Here is a 14,092-nt window from a genome sequence, read left to right on the forward strand (position 1 = left end):
GGCGTATGAAAACAATAATAAACCGTGGCCTTGCCGCGTCCTGTATCTGCCTGGCGCTGCCGTTGCCGGTTCAGGCCCTGGAGTTTTCCGGTTATCTGCGCAGCGGCGTTGGCAGTGCGACCAATGGCCGTTCCCAATCCTGCTTCCAGTTACCCGGGGCGCAGACTAAATATCGGTTGGGCAATGAATGCGAGCAGTACGGGGAACTGGAGCTGCGCCAGGATCTTTTCACCCTCGACGACGGCTCGGTGTTGAGCGTGGACGGCATGGCATCGCTGTACAACCGCTATGACCGCACGCCGACTTTCCAAGGTGAAAACGGCTCGGCGCGCATGCCGCAGATGTATGCCCAATGGTCGAACATGCCCAGCCTGAACGGCGGGTCGCTGTGGGCCGGGCGTCGTTATTACAAACGTAACGACATCCATATCTCGGATTTCTACTACTGGAACCAGAGCGCCACCGGTGGGGGGATCGAGGACGTGCTGATCGGCGGGCTGAAATACAGCTACGCCTTCTCGCGCAAGGACAACCTGTACCAGAAAGACCCGGTCAACCGGCATGACTTCAACGTCGCCGGCTTCAGGACCAACCCCGGCGGCGAACTGGAATTTGGCCTGAGCTTCATTGACCGGGCGGACCGTCGCGACGCCCATCGCGGCTGGGCCTTGACCGCCCAGCATGTGCAGCAGGACTTCCTGGGCGGCAAGAATAAACTGGCCTTGCAGTATGGCGAGGGCCCCGGCACCGGGCTGGGGTATACCGGCGACACCGGGCTGGATGACAGCAACAAGAGCTATCGTCTGGTGGAGTTTTTCGATTGGCAGGCCACGCCGCGTTTCGGTGGGCAGGTGCAGGCGGTGTATCAGAAAGACATCCGTCCCGACGGCGCCGATCAGGACTGGGTGTCATTGGGGGTTCGCCCGGCATATGCCATCACCGACCAGTTCAAGCTGGTGGCCGAGTTGGGCCACGACCAGGTGCAGGCCAGCGCTGGAACACGCAAGCTGAACAAAGTGACCTTTGCGCCCACCTGGTCGCCCAAGGGGCCGGAATTCTGGGCTCGCCCGGAAATACGCCTCTATTACACCTATGCCAGTTGGAACAAGGCGGCCCAGCGTGTAGCCAACGAACTGGCCGCCGGTTCGGCGCTGTCGGATACCGGTGTGTTTGGCGGTGCGCGGCATGGTTCCAACGTGGGCCTGCAGGTCGAATACTGGTGGAAATGACCCGTGTAGCGCGGGTCGCGGATCTCTGCGTGCCCGCGATGCCAAAAAGAACAGACAGCAGCAGGTGAAGTCTCATGAACACAACGCAACCCTTGCAATTGCTCGCACCGCTGTCCGGGGTCTTGATGCCCTTGGACAGCGTGCCGGACCCCGTCTTCTCCAGCCGTGTAGTGGGAGATGGCATCTGCATCGATCCGACCTCGCAGACCCTTTGCGCACCGCTGTCCGGTGTCATCGGCACGCTCCAGGACAGCGCCCATGCGGTGAGTGTCACCGCTGACAACGGCGTCCAGGTGCTGATGCATATTGGCCTGGACACGGTCAACCTGGCGGGCAAGGGGTTCACCTCGCGGGTGACCATGGGGCAACGGGTCGAGGCCGGCCAGCCGCTGATCGATTTCGATGCCGACTACATCGCCCTGCATGCGCGCAGCCTGTTGACGCTGATGCTGGTGGTCAGCGGCGAACCCTTCAGCCTGCTCGGGGACGGTGCGCGCTGTATCGAGAGCGGTGCTCCGTTGTTGCGTGTGTGCCCGGCGGAACAAGGGCCTGTCGACGAGGCGCAGCAGGGCTCGGTGCTCTTTTCCAAGCCGCTGATCGTGCCCAATGAAAGTGGCCTGCATGCCCGTCCTGCCGCGGTGTTCGCCCAGGCGGCGAAGGGGTTTGATGCCACTATCCAACTGCATAAGCAGCAAGCCGGCGCCAATGCCAAATCACTGGTCGCGATCATGGCGTTGCAGACGGTCAAGGGCGACAGCGTGCAGATCAGTGCCGCCGGCCCTCAGGCCGGACAGGCCATCGAGGCGTTGGAACACTTGCTGTTGTCGGGCTGCGGCGAGACGGTGCAAGCGCCGCCGTCGCTGGCGCCGGCCGTCACCGTCGAGCCGTCGATGCCCGGTCGGCTGCGGGGTGTTTGTGCGTCGCCCGGTTCGGCGTTTGGTGAAGTGGTCCAGGTCGCCTCCCAGGTGTTGGAGATCGAGGAGACGGGGGCCGGCATCAAGGTTGAGCAGACCGCCCTGGATCAAGGGCTGGAGCAAGCGACGCAAGCCTTGAAGGCATTGCAGGACGAGGCGACGGGCAGTGTCCAGGCGCAGATTTTTCGCGCCCATCAAGAGTTGCTCGAAGACCCCACCTTGCTGGAGCAGGCTCAAGCCTTGATCACCGAGGGCAAGAGCGCGGCATTCGCCTGGAGGACTGCTACCGAGGCGAGCGCTGCGCTATTCCAGCAGTCGGGCAGCGCTTTGTTGGTCGAGCGCGCAGCGGACCTGGCCGACGTCGGGCAACGGGTGCTCAAGCGGATCCTGGGGGTTCAGGACAACGCCTGGAACCTGCCCGAACAGGCGATCCTGGTGGCCGAACAACTGACGCCATCCCAGACTGCCAGCCTCGACACTTCACGCATCGCCGGTTTCGTCACCGTGGGGGGCGGCGCCACCAGCCATGTCGCGATCCTCGCCCGTGCCCTGGGCCTACCCTCGTTGTGTGGCGTGGCGCATCCCGTGCTGGCCCTGGATAACGGTACCCAAGTGTTGCTCGACGCCGACAAGGGCGAATTGCACCTGAATCCGGATCAAGCCCTGGTCGAGCAATTCCAGGCCACTCGTGAGCGGCAGCGCCAGCGGCATCAGCGTGACCTCGAACAATCGGCCCAGGCGGCTCGTACCCTTGACGGTCATCGAGTCGAGGTCAGTGCCAATGTCGGGTCGCTGCGGGACGTGGAGCAGGCCGTGAGCCTGGGCGGCGAAGGGGTCGGGCTGTTGCGCTCCGAGTTGCTTTACCTGGATCGTGCGCACCCACCTGGCCATGACGAGCAAGCGGCCCTGTACAGCGCCGTCGCCCGGGCCCTGGGGCCGGAGCGCAATCTGGTGGTACGTACCCTGGACGTGGGCGGGGACAAGCCGCTGGCCTATGTGCCGATGGCTCATGAGGCCAACCCGTTTCTGGGCATGCGCGGTATTCGCCTGTGCCTGGAGCGACCGCAGCTGCTGCGTGAACAGTTCCGGGCCATTCTCGCCTGCTCGGGGCTGGCGCGGCTGCACATCATGCTACCCATGGTCACGCAACTGGCGGAGCTGCGCCTGGCGCGGCAAATGCTGGACGAAGAGGTCCGCCACCTGGGACTCAAGCAGGCGCCGAAGCTGGGCATCATGATCGAAGTCCCGGCGGCGGCGCTGATGGCCGATCTGTTTGCTCCTGAAGTGGATTTCTTCTCCATTGGCACCAACGACCTGACCCAATACACCCTGGCCATGGACCGTGACCATCCACTCCTGGCCAGCCAGGCCGACAGCCTGCATCCCTCGGTGTTGCGCCTGATCGCCCGTACGGTCGAGGCTGCCCGAGCCCATGGCAAATGGGTCGGTGTATGTGGCGCACTGGCCTCTGAACCATTGGCGGTGCCGGTGTTGCTGGGCTTGGGCGTGGATGAGCTATCGGTCAGTGTGCCGCTGATTCCGGCGATCAAGGCCTGCGTGCGTGAATGGAACCTGAGCGAGTGCCGCACGCTGGCTCAACAGGCCTTGGGCCAGGAAAGCACCGAGCAGGTGCGTGACCTCCTGCGTACTCACTCATCCACGGCCACCCCGGCCACCCTGGCCATGGAGCATTGAACATGTTCGACAAACTACAACAGGCATTCTGGAAAGCCCTGACCCCGGACCTGGTACCGGAAGAACCCAAGCGGCCAACTGCGGTTGAAGGACTGGCGCCGGCCATCATCGCGGCGCTGGGCGGTGTGGAAAACCTCAAGTCCCATCAGCCTGTGGCATTGACGCGACTGCGGGTGGAACTGCGGGATGTGGCGCGGATCGACCGGATGGGGTTGAGTGCCGTCGGTGTGGCTGGCGTGATGACGCTGGACAACGGCGTGGTGCATCTGATCACCGGTTTGCAAGGCTGAACCGAAGCGCTTGTTATAACCAAATCGTGGAAGGCGGCGGCCTGGTGCCCGACGATACAAGTGCTGTGGAGCGGGTCGGCGAGGCTTAATGATCGACAAGTCGCTCGGAGACGATCCAGGCGGCTGACGGCATGGGGTGGCCGGTGTGCGTCCCAGGCGCGTTCTATACTCAGGACACCCATTACGGCGACAGTCACGTCGCATCCAGGAGCCGGCCATGAACGACACCCAACGACTCGCCGCCTTGCGCGTGGTTTTGATCGTCGTCGGCCTGATCGCCGTCTTCGCGATCTGGCCGCTGATGAACCTGTGGCCGTCTGGCTGGGCGTGGCACAGCGACCATTCCCACTATCCGTTGATGATTGTCGGAATCTACGCCACCCTCGGTGTGTTCCTGCTGATGGCGTCGCGCGATCCGATGAAGCACCTGAGCCTGATCTGGTTCACGGTATGGTCCAGCATCGTGCACGGCGCGATCATGGCCGTGCAGTCCTTCGACATCGAGATGGATGGGACCCGGCATATGGGGCATTTACTCGGCGACGTGCCGGCGCTGTTCATCGTCGCGGCGGCGCTGGCTTTTTTCATGCCACGCGGTAACCCGACGCGCTAGCCACCTTGAGAGGGGTGATGGTGCTCCCTTCCGGATCTCGAGCATTTCGGCACAATTGTCGAGCGTTTCGGCACACTGAGCGTTTGTCGTTCAACCTAGACTCTGGCTTCATTTTCAGCCTCAAACGGAGTCGCGATGAACATCAGATCAATCCTGCCTGCACTTTCCATGGCTGTGACATTCAGTGGATACGCCGCCGACTTTTCACTGACCAGCCAGGACATTGCCGACAATCGCCCGCTGACCCAGCGGGAAGTGTTCCAAGGCTTCGGTTGCGAAGGCGGCAACACCTCTCCGCAGCTTTCCTGGAAAAACGCCCCCACCGGGACTAAAAGCTTCGCGATCACGGTCTACGATCCCGATGCGCCGACGGGTAGCGGTTGGTGGCATTGGACGGTCTTTAACCTGCCCGCTTCTATCCATGGCCTGCCAAGGGGGGCAGGGCCGAGTTTGCCTGCCGGTGCAGTCCAAGGGCGAACTGACTTCGGTCAATCCGCGTTTGGCGGCGCCTGTCCTCCAGCAGGGGACAAACCCCATCGCTATCAATTCACCGTATGGGCATTGAAAGTCGATAAGCTAGCGCTCGACAACCAGGCCAGCGGGGCCTTGGTAGGGTACATGCTCAATGCCAACGTCTTGGCCAAAGCGACCATTACTTCAACTTACGGACGTTAAGCACGATGCACCCTTGTGAGGGCATACAGCACCGGGAAAGCATTATCGATGCGTGTGTCATTCGGGCGCGCCAGCCCCTGACCCTGTCAAGGGTGCCGGTGTTCGTGACGACTTTGTGTCGAGTACGACAAGGGGAAAAATTGTTGCAGTGGGATGGCCGGGAGATGCGCGCCGGGCCGCAACAACTGATTCTGATGCCGGCCGGGCGCGAGCTGGGTCTCTCAAACCTGCCCGGCCCCCATGGTCACTACATCGCTGATGCGGTGACCTTTCCCGTCTCGACATTGCGTCACTTCAGCAGCCGCTATAGCCAACAGATCATGAGCAGTCGCGGTGTACTGAAGAGTGATCTATGCGTCCCTCTGGACAGGCACACGACACAGGCATGGGATCAGTTGCTGACGGCCATCAGGGACGACGCTCCCCAGGTATTACGCACACATTATGGGGAAGCGGTCCTTCTGGGCCTGTGCCTTGGCGGCCAACTCGGACCCTTGCTGATGGGGCGCAACGATCCACTTTGCGAACGTGTGCAGCAGTTGGTCATGGGCAGCCCGGAGAGAGACTGGACGGTGGCGAACGTCGCACAGCACTTGAATATGGGTGAATCGACGTTGCGTCGCCAGTTGGCGAATGAGGGTGACAGTTTCCGCAATATTCTGGAGGGCGTTCGATTGGCGACCGCGTTGCAATGGTTGCAGACCACTTCTCGCCCCATCGGTGAAATCGCCGGGGCCTGTGGTTACGCCTCGGCCTCCCGTTTTGCAGTGCGCTTCCGCTCACGCTATGGGCTGTCGCCACGTGAGTTGAGGGAAGGGATTTGAGCTTTCCTGAGGTCACCCTTGGAACGCTGGGGGAGCGACATTAAGCACCTGAGAGGTCGAAACCCTTAACGTTGAGCCGGCGAGGACTGAGAAGACCTGTGGATAATTTCTATAGGTTTTTTCATTTTTGCAGCCCTTACCGTTTCTCATCTGCGGGTGTATCGTATTCGCCTTTTGCGGGCCCAACGGTTCGCGCGGATTCAATAGGTGGTTGCGTTCATGTCCTTTACCCGTCGCCAAATACTCGGTGGCCTGGCCGGTCTTGTTGTCGTTGGCGTGGGTGCGGGAGGTGCGTCACGGTATTGGTTGGGCAAGCGCGCCGATGCCGAGGCCGGTCACGACTATGAACTGATCGCCGCACCGCTGGACGTCGAGTTGGTGGCCGGGCACAAGACCCCGGCCTGGGCGTTTGGCCCGTCGGCGCCGGGAACCGAGTTGCGGGTGCGCCAGGGCGAGTGGCTGCGGGTGCGCTTCATCAATCACCTGCCGGTCGCCACCACCATTCATTGGCACGGGATCCGTTTGCCGCTGGAGATGGACGGCGTGCCGTATGTCTCGCAATTGCCGGTGCTGCCGGGCGAGTATTTCGACTACAAGTTCCGCGTGCCGGACGCCGGCAGCTACTGGTACCACCCCCATGTCAACAGCAGCGAAGAGCTCGGGCGTGGGCTGGTGGGGCCGTTGATCATCGAAGAGCGTGAGCCCACCGGCTTCAAGTACGAACAGACCCTGAGCCTCAAGAGCTGGCATGTGGATGAGCAGGGCGAGTTCGTCGCGTTCAGTATTCCCCGCGAGGCGGCGCGCGGTGGCACGGCCGGGCGGCTGGCGACCATCAATGGTGTGCCGCAGGCGGTGATCGACTTGCCCGCCGGGCAGATCACCCGGGTGCGCTTGCTCAACCTGGACAACACCCTGACCTACCGCATCAACATCCCAGGCGTTGAAGCGCAGATCTATGCGCTGGACGGCAACCCCGTCGAGCCGCGCCCGTTGGGCAAGGAATACTGGCTTGGCCCGGGCATGCGCATTTGCCTGGCGATCAAGGCGCCGCCGGCCGGTGAAGAGCTATCGTTGCGCAATGGCCCGGTGCGCCTGGGGACCTTGCGCTCGGTGCCCAACAGTGACGCACCGACCCAGTGGCCGCCGGCGCTGCCGCCCAACCCGGTGGCTGAGCCGGACCTGGCCAATGCCGAGAAACTCAACTTCAATTTCGAATGGGTCGGCTCGGTGTCGGTCAATGTCGACAACGGCAAGCCGCCGAGCCTGTGGCAGATCAATGGCAAGGCCTGGGACATCACCGACAAGACCTGCGCCGACCGGCCGATCGCCACGCTGAAAAAAGGCCAGAGCTATATTTTCGAATTGAAGAACATGACCCAGTACCAGCACCCGATCCATTTGCACGGCATGAGCTTCAAGGTGATCGCGTCGAACCGGCACAAGGTCGTGCCGTATTTCACCGACACTTACCTGCTGGGCAAGAACGAGCGGGCGCAGGTGGCGCTGGTGGCGGATAATCCAGGCGTGTGGATGTTCCACTGCCATGTGATCGACCACATGGAAACCGGCCTGATGGCCGCCATCGAGGTGGCGTGATGCGCCAGATTCGCCCTGCCAGGATCATCGACCGCAGCCGTGACCAGGACTTCATGCGCGAAGCCCTGGCCCTTGCCGCACAAGGCGCGGCCCTGGGCGAAGTGCCCGTGGGCGCGGTGCTGGTGCAGGACGGCGAGATCATCGGACGGGGTTTCAACTGCCCGATCAGCGGCCACGACCCCAGTGCCCACGCGGAAATGGTCGCCATCCGCGCCGCCGCCCAGGCGGTGAGCAACTATCGCCTGCCCGGCAGCACCCTGTATGTGACGTTGGAACCGTGCAGCATGTGCGCGGGGCTGATCGTTCATTCGCGTATCGCCCGGGTCGTCTACGGCGCCCTGGAGCCCAAGGCTGGCATCGTGCAGAGCCAGGGGCAGTTCTTCAGCCAGGGCTTCCTGAATCACCGAGTGATGTTCGAGGGCGGGGTGCTGGCCGAGGAGTGCAGTACGGTGCTGAGTGAGTTCTTCAAGGCACGAAGAGCCAAGTCTTCAGACTGAACCCCTGTGGGAGCGAGCTTGCTCGCGATAACGGTCTGTCAGGCAATATGGCTGTTGAATGTCTGGCCGTTATCGCGAGCAAGCTCGCTCCCACAGGGGGGTGTTTGGAGTATTTATTTGCGCGCCACAATCACCGCCCGCATCGGCGCCGGCAGCCCTTCGATGGTCTTGCTGTGGTCGGCGGGGTCGAGAAAGTCGCTCAGCGACTGATACTTCATCCACTCGGTACTGCGCTGTTCCTCTACGGTGGTCAGGCTCACGTCCACGCAACGCACATCGCTGAACCCGGCACGGCGCAGCCAGCGCTCCAGGGCCGGGACCGACGGCAGGAACCACACGTTGCGCATCTGCGCGTAGCGGTCCTCGGGCACCAGCACTTGGTGTTCGTCGCCCTCGATCACCAGGGTTTCCAGCACCAGTTCGCCACCCTTGACCAGGCAGTCCTTCAAGGCCAGCAGATGCTCGATCGGCGAGCGACGATGGTAGAACACGCCCATGGAAAACACCGTGTCGAAGCCTTCCAGCTCTGCTGGCAGCGCCTCGAACGGGAACGGCAGGTGCCAGGCGTTGGGTTGCGACAGGTAGCGTTGCACCGCCTGGAACTGGCAGAAGAACAACCAGTTGGGATCGACGCCGATCACCGTGTCCGCCCCGGCGCCGAGCATGCGCCACATGTAGTAGCCGTTGCCGCAGCCCACATCGAGGATGCGCTTGCCTTTCAGGTCCAGGTGCGGGGCCACCCGTGACCACTTCCAGTCCGAGCGCCATTCGGTGTCCACATGCACGCCAAACAGATCGAAAGGGCCTTTGCGCCAGGGCGACAGGCCCATCAACGCGGTACGCATTTGCCCACGGGTTTCGTCGGAACAATCGGTGTCGAGTGTCAGACCATTCAGCAGGTCGACCGTGGTGGGTTGCAAGGCCGGCAGCGCATCGAGCGCGCTTTGCCAGCGCTCCAGGTCGCCATGGCCCTTTTCCATCTTGCTGTCGAGTTGCGTCTGCAGCGTCGCGGCCCAATCGGCCAGGGGCGTGCCGGCCAGATGGCGGGCGAGGGGGGACAGATCAATCATGGCAGGGCAATCAACGAGGCGAAGTTAAGACACTGGAACCACGGCACGACTTTCGAGAACCCGGCCGCCAGCAGGCGTTCGCGGTGTTCTTCGAGGCTGTCGGGCTTCATGACGTTTTCGATGGCGCTGCGTTTCTGGGCAATTTCCAGCTCGCTGTAGCCGTTGGCGCGCTTGAACGCCACGTGCAGGTCGGTGAGCAGGGCGTGTTCCTCGGCATCGTTGAAGCGCAGTTTTTCCGACAGGATCAGGGCGCCGCCCGGCAGCAGGGCCTGGCGGATGCGGCTCAACAGTGCGGTGCGCTGGTCGGGTGCGATGAATTGCAGGGTGAAGTTCAGTGCCACCACCGAGGCCGGCTGGAACGTCAGGGCCAGGATATCGCCTTCGATCACTTCCACCGGCAACAGCTCCTGGAACATCGAGTCCTGGCCGTTGAGGTATTCGCGGCAGCGCTCGACCATGGCCGCCGAGTTATCCACCGCGATCACCCGGCAACCGTCGGTGCGCACGTGGCGGCGCAGGGCCTGGGTCACGGCGCCCAGGGACGCGCCCAGGTCGTAGAGCACGCTGCCTGGCTGGGCGAATTGCGCGGCGAGCACGCCGAGGTTTTCGACAATGGTCGGATAACCCGGCACCGAACGCTTGATCATGTCCGGAAACACCCGCACCACGTCCTCGTTGAAGGCGAAGTCCGGCACTTGGGCCAGGGGTTGGGCGAATAGGCGATCGGGGTCTTTGCTCACGGCGGTTCCAGCGGCATGGGTGGTGAAAAGGCCGGCATTTTAACCAAAAAACCTGTGGGAGCGAGCTTGCTCGCGATGGCGATGGTTCAGCCGGCAATAATGTTTGACTGACAGACCGCTATCGCGAGCAAGCTCGCTCCCACATTGTTTGGCTCAGTGGGGCTTTCTGGCGAACGCCGACGCGGTAATGCCCCATTGGCCCAGCCAATAACTGACGATGATCAGGTAAGGCGCGGCATGGAAGGGTTGCACGAACCGGTTGATGCCGATGAGGCTGTCGGAAAACACAAACGCCAGTGCCCCGGCGGCGGCCAGCCACGCCGAACGCTTGGGCGCGTTGGTGCCCAGTCGTGCCAGCGCCCGCCAGAGCATGGCGCTGATGACCAGGCCGTAGATCGCCACCGGCACCAGCAACGGCCCGAGACCGCTTGACACCAGGATCGCCAGAAGCACCGCGCCGATGCCCAAGGCCAGGGCCAAGGGCAGCAGCGCCGGGCGGCGGCAGTCGCTGAGGTAGGCTTTCAGGTAGGCCAGGTGCGCCAGCAGAAACGCGCCGAGGCCGAACACGAACAGATCCCCCGGCCAGGCCAGTAACACATCGCCCACCAGTGAAAAAATCAGCCCCAGGCTGATCCAGCGCCGATAGTCGCTGGGCGGCGCATCGTGCAGCCAGCCGAGCAGGGCCAGCACGGGCATGGGCTTGACCAGCAGGCACAGCAGCGTCGCATGCATGGCCAGGCCGTACAGGTAGGTGGCCGCACCCATCAGTGCGAGGATCAGCCAGCCCACGTCAGTTCACCGCAACGGCGCAGTCAAAGGTTTCCACGGGCGGCACTTCTGGTGCCCAGGGCTGTTGATACGTCAGGCGCAAGCGCCCGGTGCCGGCGCTGAACGCCTGGAAGCGCCAGGTCGAGACGCCTGCTGCGCCAACGATGCCGGCGTCTTCCGGGTTGCGATAGACCTCCGGCCCCAAGCCTTTCAACACACCACCGGCGGAATCCTGGATCGCCCAGCGATAACGGGTGCTGGGGTTGCTGGGCAGATTCAGGATCAGGTTCTGTCCGTTATCGAGCCTTACCGGGCACTGGCTCAGTTTTTCCACGGTCACGTTGTGTTTCGGTTGCGTGGCGCAGGCACTCAACAGGGCGAGGCTGAGGGGGACGAGCAGGCGGGTGGGGGACATAAGGGCTCCGGCATTCACGACGAATGGCGAGCATAACCGAAGATGCTACTGGGTGTGTCAGATGGGGATATGTGTTGCTGATGGCGCCATCGCGAGCAAGCTCGCTCCCACAGGGTTTGGTGTGGATCACAAATGCTGTGAGCACCACAAATCCCCTGTGGGAGCGAGCTTGCTCGCGATGAGGCCGGCACAACCGCTACATAACCCTCAGAACAACACCTTCGCCACATCCGCAAACCGCTTGGCAAAGTGCACGGTCATACCTTCCTTGAGGTAGTCCGGCAGTTCTTCGAAGTTGCCCCGGTTGGCTTCCGGCAGGATCAGTTCGTTGATTTTCTGCCGCCGCGCCGCGATGACCTTCTCGCGCACTCCGCCGATCGGCAGCACGTGCCCGGTGAGGGTCAGTTCGCCGGTCATGGCCACGCCTTTTTTCGGCGGCTGGTTGCGCGCCAGGGACAGCAAGGCGCTGGCCATGGTGACGCCGGCGCTCGGGCCGTCCTTGGGCGTGGCGCCTTCCGGTACGTGCAGGTGAACGAAGGCCTCGTCAAAGAACTTCGGATCACCGCCGAATTGCTTCAGGTGCGAACTGACGTAGCTGTGGGCGATCTCCGCCGATTCCTTCATGACCTCCCCCAGTTGCCCGGTCAGCTTGAAGCCGCGATTGAGGGTGTGGATGCGCGTCGCTTCGATCGGCAAGGTCGCGCCGCCCATGCTGGTCCAGGCCAGGCCGGTAATTACCCCGACGCCGGACAACACCTGCTCGTTGCGGAACACCGGTTTGCCCAGGGACGCCTCGAGGTCTTTCGGCCCGAGCTTGATCACCGCTTTCGGCTCCTCGATCAGCTTCATCACCGCCTTGCGCACCAGTTTGCCCAGCTGTTTCTCCAACTGTCGCACCCCGGCCTCGCGGGCGTAACCATCGATCAGTGCCTTGAGGGCGCTGTCGTTGATGCTAAGGCTGCCCTTGGACACACCGGCCTTGGCCAGTTGCTTGGGCCAGAGGTGGCGCTTGGCGATGGCGACTTTTTCTTCGGTGATGTAGCCCGACAGGCGAATCACTTCCATCCGGTCCAGCAGCGGGCCGGGGATCGAGTCCAGGGTGTTGGCGGTACAGACGAAGAGCACCTTGGACAGGTCCAGGCGCAGGTCCAGGTAGTGGTCGAGAAACTCGACGTTCTGTTCCGGGTCGAGGGTTTCCAGCAAGGCCGAGGCCGGGTCGCCCTGGTAGCTCTGGCCCATCTTGTCGATTTCGTCGAGCATGATCACCGGGTTCATCACTTCGACATCCTTGAGCGCCTGCACCAGCTTGCCCGGCTGGGCACCGATGTAGGTGCGTCGATGCCCCTTGATCTCGGCCTCATCGCGCATGCCGCCGACGCTGAAGCGGTAGAACGGCCGCCCCAGGGATTCGGCGATGGACTTGCCGACGCTGGTCTTGCCCACGCCCGGTGGGCCCACCAGCAGCACGATGGAGCCGCTGATCTCGCCTTTGTAGGCGCCGACGGCGAGGAATTCGAGGATGCGGTCCTTGATGTCGTCCAGGCCGGCGTGGTGCTGGTCGAGTACCTTGCGCGCATGCTTGAGGTCGAGTTTGTCCTGGCCATACACGCCCCATGGCACCGAGGTCGCCCAGTCCAGGTAATTGCGGGTGACGGCGTATTCCGGCGAGCCGGTTTCCAGGATGGAGAGTTTGTTCATTTCCTCTTCGATGCGCTTCTGCGCCTGGGCCGACAACACTTTGCCTTCCAGGCGCTGCTCGAATTGTTCGAGGTCGGCGCTACGGTCGTCCTTGGTCAGCCCCAGTTCCTGCTGGATGACCTTGAGCTGCTCCTTGAGGAAGAACTGGCGCTGGTGTTCGCCGATCTTGTTGTTGACCTCGGCGGAAATCTCTTTCTGCAGCCGCGCCACTTCCACTTCCTTGCGCAGCATCGGCAGCACTTTCTCCATGCGCTTGAGCATGGGCACGCAGTCGAGCACTTCCTGCAGCTCGTTGCCGGTGGCAGAGGTGAGCGCGGCGGCGAAGTCGGTCAGCGGCGAAGGGTCGTTGGGGCTGAAGCGGTTGAGGTAGTTCTTCAGCTCTTCGCTGTACAGCGGATTGAGCGGCAGCAGTTCCTTGATCGCGTTGATCAGCGCCATGCCGTAGGCCTTGACCTCGTCGGTCGGCTCGCTCGGCTGGTGCGGGTATTCGACTTCCACCAGGTACGGTGGGCGATGGTGCTTGAGCCAGGTGCGAATACGCACGCGGGTCAGGCCCTGGGCGACAAACTGCAATTTGCCGGCTTCCCGGCTGGCGTGGTGCACCTTCACCAGCGTGCCGTACAGCGGCAGTTTCGACGTATCGAAGTGGCGCGGGTCTTCCTGGGGCGAGTCCATGAAGAACAGCGCCAGGGAATGATGTTCGGACTTGGCCACCAGCTCCAGGGTCTCGGCCCACGGCTCTTCGTTGACGATGACCGGCAACACCTGGGCCGGGAAGAAGGGGCGATTGTGGATGGGGATGATGTAGACCTTGTCCGGCAGGTTCTGGCCAGGCAGGGCGAGGCCGGTACCGGAGGAGGTGTGTTCGATGTGTTCGGAATCAGCGTATTCGTGACTGGCTTCAGTAGAGTGCTGGTCGCTCATGGGGCACCTGCGCAATGGGGTATGGGTCTTAGATGGGGCAGGTGGAAGCTGGTTTCAATGGTGGGGGATTGTTAGCGGTTATTTCATTGGCGGCCGTTCAGGCTGGCGACAGGTGGCCGTGGCGAGGCGCGCAGCCCTCGCCAC

General features: G+C 62.7%; 13 protein-coding genes. 8 read left to right on the plus strand and 5 right to left on the minus strand.

The window, feature by feature from the left end:
* The first annotated feature begins 5 nt into the window (after nucleotides 1-5).
* The 8 genes from ACMTA2_RS06195 to tadA all read left to right on the plus strand — a co-directional run bounded on the left by ACMTA2_RS06195 (nucleotide 6) and on the right by tadA (nucleotide 8,333).
* Nucleotides 6-1,229 carry a maltoporin gene (locus tag ACMTA2_RS06195; RefSeq protein ID WP_413794137.1) on the plus strand — a complete coding sequence of 408 codons (1,224 nt, stop codon included), beginning with the start codon at nucleotides 6-8 and terminating at the stop codon, nucleotides 1,227-1,229.
* A gap of 74 nt (nucleotides 1,230-1,303) precedes the next feature.
* Nucleotides 1,304-3,838, plus strand: coding sequence for a phosphoenolpyruvate--protein phosphotransferase (gene ptsP / locus ACMTA2_RS06200; RefSeq protein WP_413794138.1), 2,535 nt, complete (start codon nucleotides 1,304-1,306; stop codon nucleotides 3,836-3,838).
* 2 nt (nucleotides 3,839-3,840) lie between these two features.
* Nucleotides 3,841-4,128 carry a PTS sugar transporter subunit IIB gene (locus ACMTA2_RS06205; RefSeq protein ID WP_413794139.1) on the plus strand — a complete coding sequence of 96 codons (288 nt, stop codon included), beginning with the start codon at nucleotides 3,841-3,843 and terminating at the stop codon, nucleotides 4,126-4,128.
* 217 nt (nucleotides 4,129-4,345) lie between these two features.
* On the plus strand, nucleotides 4,346-4,741 hold the full coding sequence (locus ACMTA2_RS06210; protein WP_413794140.1) for a DUF6632 domain-containing protein: 396 nt from the start codon (nucleotides 4,346-4,348) through the stop codon (nucleotides 4,739-4,741).
* A gap of 135 nt (nucleotides 4,742-4,876) precedes the next feature.
* Nucleotides 4,877-5,416, plus strand: a complete 540-nt coding sequence (locus ACMTA2_RS06215) for a kinase inhibitor (RefSeq protein WP_413794141.1) — start codon at nucleotides 4,877-4,879, stop codon at nucleotides 5,414-5,416.
* A 5-nt stretch (nucleotides 5,417-5,421) separates the two neighbouring features.
* Nucleotides 5,422-6,240, plus strand: coding sequence for a helix-turn-helix transcriptional regulator (locus ACMTA2_RS06220; protein ID WP_413794142.1), 819 nt, complete (start codon nucleotides 5,422-5,424; stop codon nucleotides 6,238-6,240).
* 219 nt (nucleotides 6,241-6,459) lie between these two features.
* Complete coding sequence (locus ACMTA2_RS06225; protein ID WP_413794143.1) at nucleotides 6,460-7,836, plus strand: multicopper oxidase family protein; 1,377 nt, start codon at nucleotides 6,460-6,462, stop codon at nucleotides 7,834-7,836.
* Nucleotides 7,836-8,333 carry a tRNA adenosine(34) deaminase TadA gene (gene tadA / locus ACMTA2_RS06230; RefSeq protein WP_060739067.1) on the plus strand — a complete coding sequence of 166 codons (498 nt, stop codon included), beginning with the start codon at nucleotides 7,836-7,838 and terminating at the stop codon, nucleotides 8,331-8,333. Before ACMTA2_RS06225 ends, tadA begins: the two co-directional genes overlap by 1 nt.
* Nucleotides 8,334-8,446: 113 nt before the next feature.
* Here the strand turns inward: tadA and cmoB are convergent, their stop codons facing one another.
* From cmoB to lon, 5 genes are all read right to left on the minus strand, one after another.
* Nucleotides 8,447-9,403, minus strand: a complete 957-nt coding sequence (gene cmoB / locus ACMTA2_RS06235; protein ID WP_413794144.1) for a tRNA 5-methoxyuridine(34)/uridine 5-oxyacetic acid(34) synthase CmoB — start codon at nucleotides 9,401-9,403, stop codon at nucleotides 8,447-8,449.
* Nucleotides 9,400-10,143: a carboxy-S-adenosyl-L-methionine synthase CmoA gene (gene cmoA / locus ACMTA2_RS06240; protein WP_413794145.1), complete on the minus strand. Its 744-nt coding sequence runs from the start codon at nucleotides 10,141-10,143 to the stop codon at nucleotides 9,400-9,402. The genes cmoB and cmoA overlap by 4 nt, the downstream gene beginning before the upstream one ends.
* A 153-nt stretch (nucleotides 10,144-10,296) precedes the next feature.
* Entirely contained in the window at nucleotides 10,297-10,932 is a 636-nt protein-coding gene (locus tag ACMTA2_RS06245) for a lysoplasmalogenase (protein WP_413794146.1), read from the minus strand.
* A 1-nt stretch (nucleotide 10,933) separates the two neighbouring features.
* Nucleotides 10,934-11,326 carry a protease inhibitor I42 family protein gene (locus ACMTA2_RS06250; RefSeq protein WP_413794147.1) on the minus strand — a complete coding sequence of 131 codons (393 nt, stop codon included), beginning with the start codon at nucleotides 11,324-11,326 and terminating at the stop codon, nucleotides 10,934-10,936.
* A gap of 207 nt (nucleotides 11,327-11,533) precedes the next feature.
* Complete coding sequence (gene lon / locus ACMTA2_RS06255) at nucleotides 11,534-13,948, minus strand: endopeptidase La (protein WP_413794148.1); 2,415 nt, start codon at nucleotides 13,946-13,948, stop codon at nucleotides 11,534-11,536.
* Nucleotides 13,949-14,092: the final 144 nt, after the last annotated feature.

It is taken from the genome of Pseudomonas medicaginis, from assembly GCF_965119365.1.
Classification (GTDB): Bacteria; Pseudomonadota; Gammaproteobacteria; order Pseudomonadales; family Pseudomonadaceae; genus Aquipseudomonas.